This window comes from Pseudomonas syringae, assembly GCF_021606685.1.
GTDB classification, from domain to species: domain Bacteria; phylum Pseudomonadota; class Gammaproteobacteria; order Pseudomonadales; family Pseudomonadaceae; genus Aquipseudomonas; species Aquipseudomonas syringae_R.
The window spans coordinates 1-8963 of the sequence record NZ_WKCB01000128.1; the positions used below are offsets into that span (position 1 = coordinate 1).

General features: G+C 63.0%; 9 protein-coding genes. 4 read left to right on the forward strand and 5 right to left on the reverse strand.

All coding sequences use genetic code 11. The annotated features are described in order from the left end of the window. Positions 1-213: 213 nt before the first annotated feature. Genes GIW02_RS26485 through GIW02_RS26500 form a run of 4 tightly spaced genes read right to left on the reverse strand, consistent with a single transcriptional unit; the run spans position 214 to position 1897 of the window. Positions 214-426, reverse strand: a complete 213-nt coding sequence (locus GIW02_RS26485; protein ID WP_102061753.1) for an SEC-C metal-binding domain-containing protein — start codon at positions 424-426, stop codon at positions 214-216. Beyond that, on the reverse strand, positions 423-905 hold the full coding sequence (locus GIW02_RS26490; protein ID WP_236418777.1) for an LEA type 2 family protein: 483 nt from the start codon (positions 903-905) through the stop codon (positions 423-425). The genes GIW02_RS26485 and GIW02_RS26490 overlap by 4 nt, the downstream gene beginning before the upstream one ends. A 19-nt stretch (positions 906-924) precedes the next feature. Next, positions 925-1395, reverse strand: coding sequence for a YchJ family protein (locus tag GIW02_RS26495; RefSeq protein ID WP_236418775.1), 471 nt, complete (start codon positions 1393-1395; stop codon positions 925-927). Between the two features lie 4 nt (positions 1396-1399). Further along, positions 1400-1897 carry a DUF6231 family protein gene (locus tag GIW02_RS26500; RefSeq protein ID WP_236418773.1) on the reverse strand — a complete coding sequence of 166 codons (498 nt, stop codon included), beginning with the start codon at positions 1895-1897 and terminating at the stop codon, positions 1400-1402. Positions 1898-2087: 190 nt separating this feature from the next. Between GIW02_RS26500 and GIW02_RS26505 the strand changes: the two genes are divergently transcribed. Together GIW02_RS26505 and GIW02_RS26510 are read left to right on the forward strand one after the other, a co-directional pair. Then, a complete protein-coding gene (locus GIW02_RS26505; protein ID WP_236418772.1) occupies positions 2088-2783 on the forward strand; it encodes an OmpA family protein in 696 nt (231 codons plus the stop codon). A 146-nt stretch (positions 2784-2929) separates the two neighbouring features. Next, the gene (locus tag GIW02_RS26510; RefSeq protein WP_236418771.1) at positions 2930-3688 is read left to right on the forward strand and encodes a collagen-like protein; all 759 of its coding nucleotides are present in this window, start codon (positions 2930-2932) and stop codon (positions 3686-3688) included. 208 nt (positions 3689-3896) lie between these two features. On the opposite strand, the gene GIW02_RS26515 is transcribed toward GIW02_RS26510, so the two are convergent. Further along, positions 3897-4361, reverse strand: coding sequence for a CopD family protein (locus GIW02_RS26515; RefSeq protein WP_236418770.1), 465 nt, complete (start codon positions 4359-4361; stop codon positions 3897-3899). Positions 4362-4460: 99 nt separating this feature from the next. Here GIW02_RS26515 and dinG point away from each other — a divergent pair, with 99 nt between their 5' ends. Together dinG and GIW02_RS26525 are read left to right on the forward strand one after the other, a co-directional pair. Continuing rightward, entirely contained in the window at positions 4461-6605 is a 2145-nt protein-coding gene (dinG, locus tag GIW02_RS26520) for an ATP-dependent DNA helicase DinG (RefSeq protein WP_236418769.1), read from the forward strand. A 93-nt stretch (positions 6606-6698) separates the two neighbouring features. Next, a partial coding sequence (locus tag GIW02_RS26525) for a beta-galactosidase (protein ID WP_236418768.1) occupies positions 6699-8963 on the forward strand: 2265 nt, incomplete at its 3' end.

Genomic DNA, 8963 nt, shown 5'->3' on the forward strand with positions numbered 1-8963 from the left:
ATCGGGAGGGCGGTGGGCTTGAAGCGGTGTTGCAGTTCCAACGCAAAGTCTGAGTTGGCAATACAAAACAAATGTGGGAGGGGGCATGCCCCCGATGGCAGTGGATCAGCTACAGATTAGCTGGCTGACACACTGCAATCGGGGGCAAGTCGAATCGTCGCACCGCCCCTCCCACATTTGGATCCTCAGTGAAACAAGGACCATGCCGGCGGCTTACGCGCCATGGCACTTCTTGAATTTCTTCTCGCTGCCGCACGGGCAAGGGTCGTTGCGGCCAACGTCTTTCAACGCATTGCGCACCGGCTCCTGGTGAGCGTGGCCGCAGTTCGGGCCGTGGACATGGCCATGGTCGTGATCATGGTGATCGTGATCGTGATCGTGATCGTGGTTGCAGTCAGGACCATGGACATGGGGTTGCTGAGTCATCGATGTCGCTCCGGAATAAAATCGCCGGGGATTATCACGCCATTGTGGTTCACCTGCACGTCATAACCGATGAATAATCCGGTTTTCAGCTCACCCTCCAGGCGGTAGGGCACGGGCCGGTCGGGTTTTTTCAGCATCCGCACCACATCGCGTATCTGCGGCCAGAGGTTGGTGCGCACCGAGATTTTGAAGACCGCGTGGCCCCGTGGCGGTACGGTCAGCCATTCATTGGACTCGCCTTCGGTCAGCACAAAATCGCCCAGGCTGACCTTGTAGATCAGGCCGCGCACTGTCAGGTCGGCGTCGTCGCGGTTGTCCACGCGAAAGTACAGCTTGAATTTCTGCTCCAGCAACTTGGCCCGCACCACGTCGACTTTCACCAGGGAGACATGGGGCGGCGGTGAGTCGTCTTCGAACCACGACGCGCAGCCGCTCAAGCCTAAGGTCAACGCCAGCATCAAGCTGTACATCCGGAGCATGGCGTTTGTCCTGTGGTGGCTATAGATAGCTGGAACAACACTTCTTGAATTTCTGCCCACTGCCGCACAGGCAGGCATCGTTGCGTCCGGCGTTCACTTCCACGGTAGGGTCGATGAAGTACCAGCGCCCCTCATTCTGTACGAAAGAAGACTGCTCGCGGTGGCTATGTTCGCCAGTGGCGTCATGCCAGCGCGCAGTAAAGGTCACAAAGGCGTGTTCCGGCTGGCCGCCGAACACCTCGGAGCTTTCCACCTCAAGGCCTAGCCAGGTGCTCTGGGCACTCCAGGCCGCGATGGCGTCGCGGTCCAACCCGGCCTGCTGAGCGGGCAGGGTGGTGGCGACCAGGTAGTCCACCAAACCCAGCACGTAGGCGCTGTAGCGCGAGCGCATCAACGCGCTGGCACAGGGCGCCGGGTGCCCGGCGTGATAATGGCCGCAGCAGGCATCCAGCAGGTTGCCACTGCCGCAGGGGCAAATGGATGTACTCATCGGGTTACCACCAATACTTGCCGAAGTTTTCCGGGTTGGCCCAGAAGCGGGCATTGAGCCAGTCCGGCACCTGTTTATAGTCAAGCAGATCATAGGTAAACAGCGTCAGAACCTGCTCATCGCGCTGGAAACGCTCACCGGCCTGCAGGGCCAGGGAGAAAAAGTCAGTGTCCTTCCAGTCGCAGGCGCTCAGGTCCACCAGCACGGCTATGCGGCTGGCGTTGAGGTTGCGAATGCCGCCGAGCAGCGTCAGGCCTTGCGGTTTTGACAGGTGCTCCAGGCAGTCCACCACCAGCGCCAGGTCAAAGCGCTGGGCGGCGAGCGCTGCCGGCAGCGGCCCGGGTTCAGCCACGCACACGTGGGTGTCGGGGTGCGCTGCCTTGAAGGCGTCGAGCGCCGGGAACTGGCTGGCGCCCAATAGCAGCAGGCGTTTTGGCTGGTGCAGGTCGAGCAAGGCAGCCAGCGCTTGCTGGGGCGTACGGGAAGAAATACCAGCGGTCATCAGAGATCCTCACATCAGGACCGTAGAGACTAGCGCGGCTGAGCGTGCGGGCCTAGAGCGGGCGGTTGCGAAAAGTCCGGCGTGGGCGGCGATCCTCAATGAATCCGGGGGGATGGTGCAGTGGCGCAGATGAAAAGAGCGGTCTTTACTCCACCTGTCGGCCCCCGCCGATCCCCTCAGGAGAAATCAGATGAGCATCATGCGGACAGCTCTACCCTTGGTTCTGCTAACCGGAGTATTGACAGGTTGCGCAGGTTTGCAAAAAACCGATTGGCCCACCTGCGCCGCTGTGGGCGGTGTGACCGGTGCAGCGATCGGTGCCACTGAAAGCTCGGCCTACGCAGGCTATGGCGCGCTGTTGATCGGCGGCATGGCTGGCGCCTATTGCTGGGTGCATGGCGATGGCGACGAAGACGGCGACGGCGTGCCGGACAGCCGCGACAAGTGCCCCGGCACGCCCAAAGGCGTGCAGGTCGACGCCAACGGCTGCCCACCCGCGCCTCCGGCGGCGGTGGTTGAAGAGGTGATCGTGGTCAAAGAAGAAACCATCGTGATCCGCGATGTGCACTTCCAGTTCGACTCGGCCAAGTTGACGGCAGCGGATAAAACCACGCTCGACACCGTCGCCACCCGTCTCAAACAAGAGGCCCCGAGCGCGCAGCTGCGGGTCAGCGGGCATACCGACAGCGTCGGTGCCGATGCCTACAACCAGAAACTTTCGGAAAAACGTGCCCACTCGGTCACCGATTACCTGATCGGCGCCGGCGTGCCACGCAGCAACTTTGTGTCTGTCACCGGCGCGGGCGAAAGCCACCCGGTCGCCGACAACAACACCGCTGACGGCCGCGCCCTCAACCGCCGTACGGAAATCCAGATCAACCGCTGACAGCCCTTGCCCCTGTGGCACACACAGGGGCATTGCTGGCGACCGTCTACTCTTCTCAAGTTTTTTGATCCTTCACTGGCAAATCGCCTGTAGAAGTCGTTACTGTGCGTCCAAAGAAAAATTTGAAAACACTCAGGAGCCCCATGATGCGTAAGGTTTTACTGTTGGCCATGTTGGCCAGCCCCGTCGCCCTGGCCCAGAGCGTCAGTGTTGAAACCAACTCGTTGATGCGCCTGCCCAGCAGCACCAGCGTGCTGCAACTGGAGCGCCTGGACGTGGCGGACTACGGCACCTTGCTGATTCCGTCGACTATCAGCCAGGTCACCGTCGACGAATTGCACTTGGGGCGCGACGCCCGCATCGCCATTGTCCCTGGCACTACCGCGCTGCAATTGCAGGTGCGGCATGCGCAACTTGAGCACGGCAGCCAGTTCACCTCGCGCGGCGCTCCCGGCACCCATGAAAAACCGGCCAAGGCCGGGCGTGACCTGACCTTGCGGATCACTTCGCTGAGCGCTGAAGAACTCTCGGTGGACGCCCGTGGCGGCGCCGGTGCCCAAGGCTATGCCGGGCTGGATGGCGCCAATGGCGTGGACCCGGGTTGCACGTGGGGCGCGGCGGGCCGTGGTTTCAATGGGGATAACGGCGGTGATGGCCTGCCGGGTGCAGCGGGCGCGCAGGTACGCGTGGAGTTGCCGCAGGACTTCCCGGCTGAACAGATCAAGGTCTGGGTAGACGGCGGGCCGGGCGGTTTGGCCGGTACCGCGGGTAAACCCGGCAAGGGTGGGCAATCCAAGGGCTGCCTGGTGTACCGCGCCGATGGCGGCGAAAAGGGCCGCCCAGGCCTGGAAGGCCAACCGGGGCCGGCTGGGCCTGCGGGCACCGTGACCATTCAGCGCCTGTAACACCGCTGTTTGTGGCGAGCGGGCTTATTTTGGTGAGCTGGCTTGTTGTGGTGAGCTGCCTTGTGTGGCGAGCGGGCTTGCCCGCGTTGGGCTGCGTAGCAGCCCCAATAAGCCTGCCGCGTACCTCCAGTTAGAACGCAGCGTATGGGTTTAGGGCCGCTGCGCGCCCCAACGCGGGCAAGCCCGCTCGCCACAAAATGTGGTGGCCTCAGAACATCGGCCGAGCCGAAGCAATCGCCACCACCACCAGCCCTACGATCAGATTGATCCCCACCAGCTTGCGGATCTGCCCTAACGCAGCCGCGCCCGCTGGCCAGTCCTCGGTCGTCACTGCCTTACGCAGCTCCGGGAACTTCAACGCCTGGATGCGGATAAACAGCGCCGTCATCACCAGATACAAGCCCATCATCACCTGCACATAACGCGGTGCGGCCTCAAAGCCACTGAAGCGCAACTGCAGCAGCCCAACGCCGCTGATCGGCAAAACCAGCACCGCGACCCACACCCACACGAAAAAACGTTGAAACACATTCGCCCACAGCTTGAGCCGGGCAGGGCCCTCAAGTGCCGTCATAGCGGCGGGTCGCAGGATCATCCAGGCGAAAAACATACCGCCGACCCACACTAGGGCGGCCAGTACATGCAGGGTGTAAGCGAGGCTAAACGCGGTCATTGTGGTACTCCGTTCTGCGCGGGATTAATTAGCGGGGTATGATAGCGGCCGATCCGAACCACTGAAAATTTATCCAGCGTTTTTTGCGCCCGACTATTCATGATCAGCACTGAACTCAAAACCACGATCCAGGGCGCCTATTCGCGTTTTCTCGAAGCCAAGAGCTTGAAACCGCGCTACGGCCAACGCCTGATGATCGCCGAAGTGGCAAAAGTCCTCGGGGATATCGACACCGACGACGAAGGCCGGCGCAGTGGCGACCCGGCGGTCGTGGCCGTCGAGGCCGGCACCGGTACCGGCAAGACCGTGGCCTATAGCCTGGCCGCGATCCCCACCGCCAAGGCCGCCGGCAAGCGCCTGGTGATCGCCACCGCGACCGTCGCCCTGCAGGAGCAGATTGTCTACAAAGACCTGCCCGACCTGATGCGCAACAGCGGCCTGAACTTCACCTTCGCCCTGGCCAAGGGCCGTGGGCGCTATATGTGCCTGTCCAAGCTCGACGTATTGCTGCAGGAAGGCCACGCGCAAACCGCCACGGCGTCGTTGTTCGAGGAAGAAGGCTTCAAGATCGAGGTCGATGAAGTCAGCCAGAAGCTGTTTACCAGCATGATCGAGAAACTGGCCGGCAATAAGTGGGACGGCGACCGCGACAGCTGGCCCACCGCCCTGGAAGACTCCGATTGGGCGCGCCTGACCACCGATCACAGCCAATGCACCAACCGTCATTGCCCCAACTTCGGCCAGTGCGCCTTCTATAAGGCCCGCGAAGGCATGGGCAAGGTCGACGTGATCGTCACCAACCATGACATGGTCCTGGCCGACCTGGCCCTGGGCGGCGGCGCCGTGCTGCCCGACCCGCGCGACACGCTCTACGTGTTCGACGAAGGCCACCACCTGCCGGACAAGGCCATCGGCCACTTTGCCCATTACACGCGCCTGCGTTCCACCGCCGATTGGCTGGAAACCACCGCCAAGAACCTCACCAAGTTGCTGGCCCAGCACCCGCTGCCCGGCGACCTGGGCAAGCTGATCGAACAGGTGCCGGAGCTGGCGCGGGAGATCAAGACCCAGCAGCAATTCATGTTCAGCGCCTGCGAGCAGGTGGCCGACTTCAAGCCCGGCGAAGACGTGGAAGGCCGTGAGCGCCCACGCCACCGTTTTGTTGGCGGGCTGATCCCCGAGCACATGCGTGAAATGGGCATCGAGCTGAAGAAAGGCTTTTCGCGCCTCACTGACCTGTTCACCCGTCTGACCGACCTGCTCAAGGAAGGCATGGATGGCGAGGTCAATATCGGCATCGCCAGCAACCAGGCCGAAGAATGGTACCCGCTGTTCGGCAGCCTGTTGTCGCGTGCCCAGGGCAACTGGGAATTGTGGACCGCCTTCACCGTCGAAGACCCGGAAGACAACCCGCCCATGGCCCGCTGGCTGACCCTGGCGGAAAGCGGTGCACTGTTTGATATCGAGGTCAACGCCAGCCCGATCCTCGCCGCCGAAATGCTGCGCCGCAACCTGTGGAATGTGGCCTACGGCTGCCTGGTCACTTCGGCCACGCTGACCGCCTTGGGCACCTTCGATCGTTTCCGCATGCGCGCCGGCTTGCCGAAAAAAGCCGTGACGGCCGTGGTGCCAAGCCCGTTCCATCACGCCGACGCTGGTGTGCTGCGGGTCCCGGACCTCAAGGCCGACCCACGGGACGCGGCTGCGCACACGGCGGCAATCATCCGTGACCTGCCGGCGCTGGTGGAAGGTTCGCGTGGCACGCTGGTGTTGTTCTCATCGCGCAAACAGATGCAGGACGTGTTCGATGGCCTCGACCGCGACTGGCGCAAGCAGGTGTTTATCCAGGGCAACCTGTCCAAGCAGGAAACCCTCAACAAGCACAAGGCGCGGGTGGATGGCGGCGACTCCAGCGTGCTGTTCGGCCTGGCGAGTTTTGCCGAGGGCGTGGACTTGCCTGGCGCCTACTGTGAGCACGTGGTCATCGCCAAAATCCCGTTTTCGGTGCCGGATGACCCGGTCGAGGCTGCACTGGCCGAGTGGATTGAAGCGCGCGGCGGCAACCCGTTCATGGAAATCTCGGTGCCGGACGCGTCCTTGAAGCTGGTCCAGGCCTGCGGGCGCTTGCTGCGTACCGAAGAGGACCGGGGCACCATTACGCTGCTGGATCGCCGCCTGGTCACCCAGCGCTACGGCAAGGCGATCCTGAATGCGTTGCCGCCTTTCAGGCGCGAAATTTCTTAACCCACCGTGGGCGAATTCGCCCACCACGTGGTCTATCTCATTGCCTTTATGTCATCAGGCCATTCACCGGCCGTTTGGGAGAACCTTGTTCGTATGATTCGCACGCTGCCCGCCCTTTTTGCCCTGCTGTTCGCCACGCCATTGATGGCCGCGCCTGCCGGGCAACAGACACTGTTCAACTTCGTGCGGCCTGCCGACGTGGTCAAGGTGGCGACGCAGGACGCCAGCCTGCCGCAATACAACGCCGAACAAACCCCTGAAGGCGAGGTGCTGCGCCGTATCACCTTCAACCCGGCCGCTGAGCCGAGCCTGGTGCTCAGCCCGCAGAACGGCACCTGGGACTGGTCGCAATCGAGTGCCATGAGCCTGCGCATCCAGAGCGCCATGGACTGGGCGCTGACCCTCTACGTCAAAGTGCAGAGCGCGGACGGCAAAACCCTGGTCAGCCGCATCGACTTGCCGGCCGGCCCGGCCCAGACCCTGCTGGTCCCACTGCAAGCCAACACCCCTTTGAGCCAGGGCATGAAGGCCGGCCCGCCGATGCCGATCACCGTCGACGGCCAGCGTGTGTTGCTGGCCGCCAGCGCCGGCGAGATCGACCGCAGCCAGGTGGCCTCGGTGACCCTGTCGATGGTCAAGCCCAAGGCCGCGCAAAGCATCCTGTTGGAGCGCTTCGGCGTGCAGGACAGCGAGCCGGTGCTCAAGGCGGCCTACAGCGAACTGGTGGACGCCTACGGTCAGTCGACCCGCGCGCGCTGGCCAGAAAAAATCAGCAGTGACGAGCAACTCAAGGCAGCGGCCGCCAAGGAGCAGCAACAGCTCAAGGGCTGGCTGGCTGAGCGCGATAAGTCGTCCCTGGACGTCTACGGCGGTTGGAGCAAAGGCCCGGCGTTCAAGGCGAGCGGTTTTTTCCGTACCGAAAAACGTGACGGTCGCTGGTTCCTGGTGACGCCGCTGGGCCATCCGTTTTATTCCCTGGGCGTGAACACGGTAGCCCCGGACAACAGCCAGACCTACGTGGCGGGCCGTGAGTGGATGTTTGCCGCATTGCCCAAGGCCGGCGAGCCGTTCGACAAGTACTACGGCAGCGGCGATAACCGCACCGGCAACGGCGCCGATCAGGGCCGCAGCTTCAATGCCGGGCGTTGGTACGATTTCTACGGCGCCAACCTGCAGCGCACGTATGGCACTGAAGGTTTTGACGCCAAGCGTTGGCTCACTCACACACTGGACCGCCTGCAGGCCTGGGGTTTCAACACCGTGGGCAACTGGAGCGAGCCGGACCTGGCCACTGCCGACCGTGTGCCGTACACCCTGCCGCTGTCGATCGTGGGTGACTACGCCAGCATCAGCACCGGTACCGACTGGTGGGGCGGGATGCCCGACCCGTTCGACCCGCGCTTCGCCATGGCCACCGAACGCGCGGTGGCCATCGCCGCTCGCGATCACCGCGACGACCCCTGGCTGATCGGCTACTTTGCCGACAACGAGCTGGCCTGGGCGGGGCCGGGCGATGATCCGAAATCCCGTTATGCCCTGGCCTACGGCACCCTGCGCATGACCACCGATGTGCCGGCCAAGCGCGCATTCCTCAAGCAACTGCGCGATAAATACCGTAACGAAGCGGGCCTGTCGAAAGCCTGGGGCATCGAGCTGGCTGGCTGGGAACTCATGGAAGACCCAGGCTTCGAGCCGCCGATGCCGAACCCCGAGCACCCGGAAATCGAGGCCGACTTCAAATACTTCCAGAAGACCTTCGCCGACGCCTATTTCAAGACCATTTCCGACTCGTTGAAATGGCACGCACCCAACCAATTGCTGTTGGGCGGCCGCTATGCGGTAAGTACCCCGGAAGCGGTGGCGTCCTGCGCGCAGTATTGCGATGTGCTGAGCTTCAACATGTACACCCTCAAGCCCCAGGACGGATATGACTTTGCCGCCCTGCGCGCCCTGGACAAACCGGTGCTGATCACCGAATTCAATGTCGGCTCGGCGGACCGTGGTCCGTTCTGGGGCGGTGTGACGCAGCTGGCCAAGGAAGAAGATCGCGGCGCGGCCTACGGCAACTTCCTCAAGCACGCCATGGCCGAGCCGTCGATTGTCGGGGTGCATTGGTTCCAGTATGTGGACCAGCCGGTCACCGGGCGTTTGCTGGACGGTGAAAACGGTCACTTCGGCCTCGTCGGGATCACCGATGTGCCCTTCCAGGGCTTCGTCGAGAGCGTGCGCAAAAGCAACCTGGCGGCCATTGACCAACTGGGTAAGGAAGCGCAAAAGGCCAAGGCGGCCAGTGCGGCGCCAGCGCATGAAGGCGGCAGGGAAGGGCAGGCGGGCAATGCGGCGGGGCAGGGCCCGGGG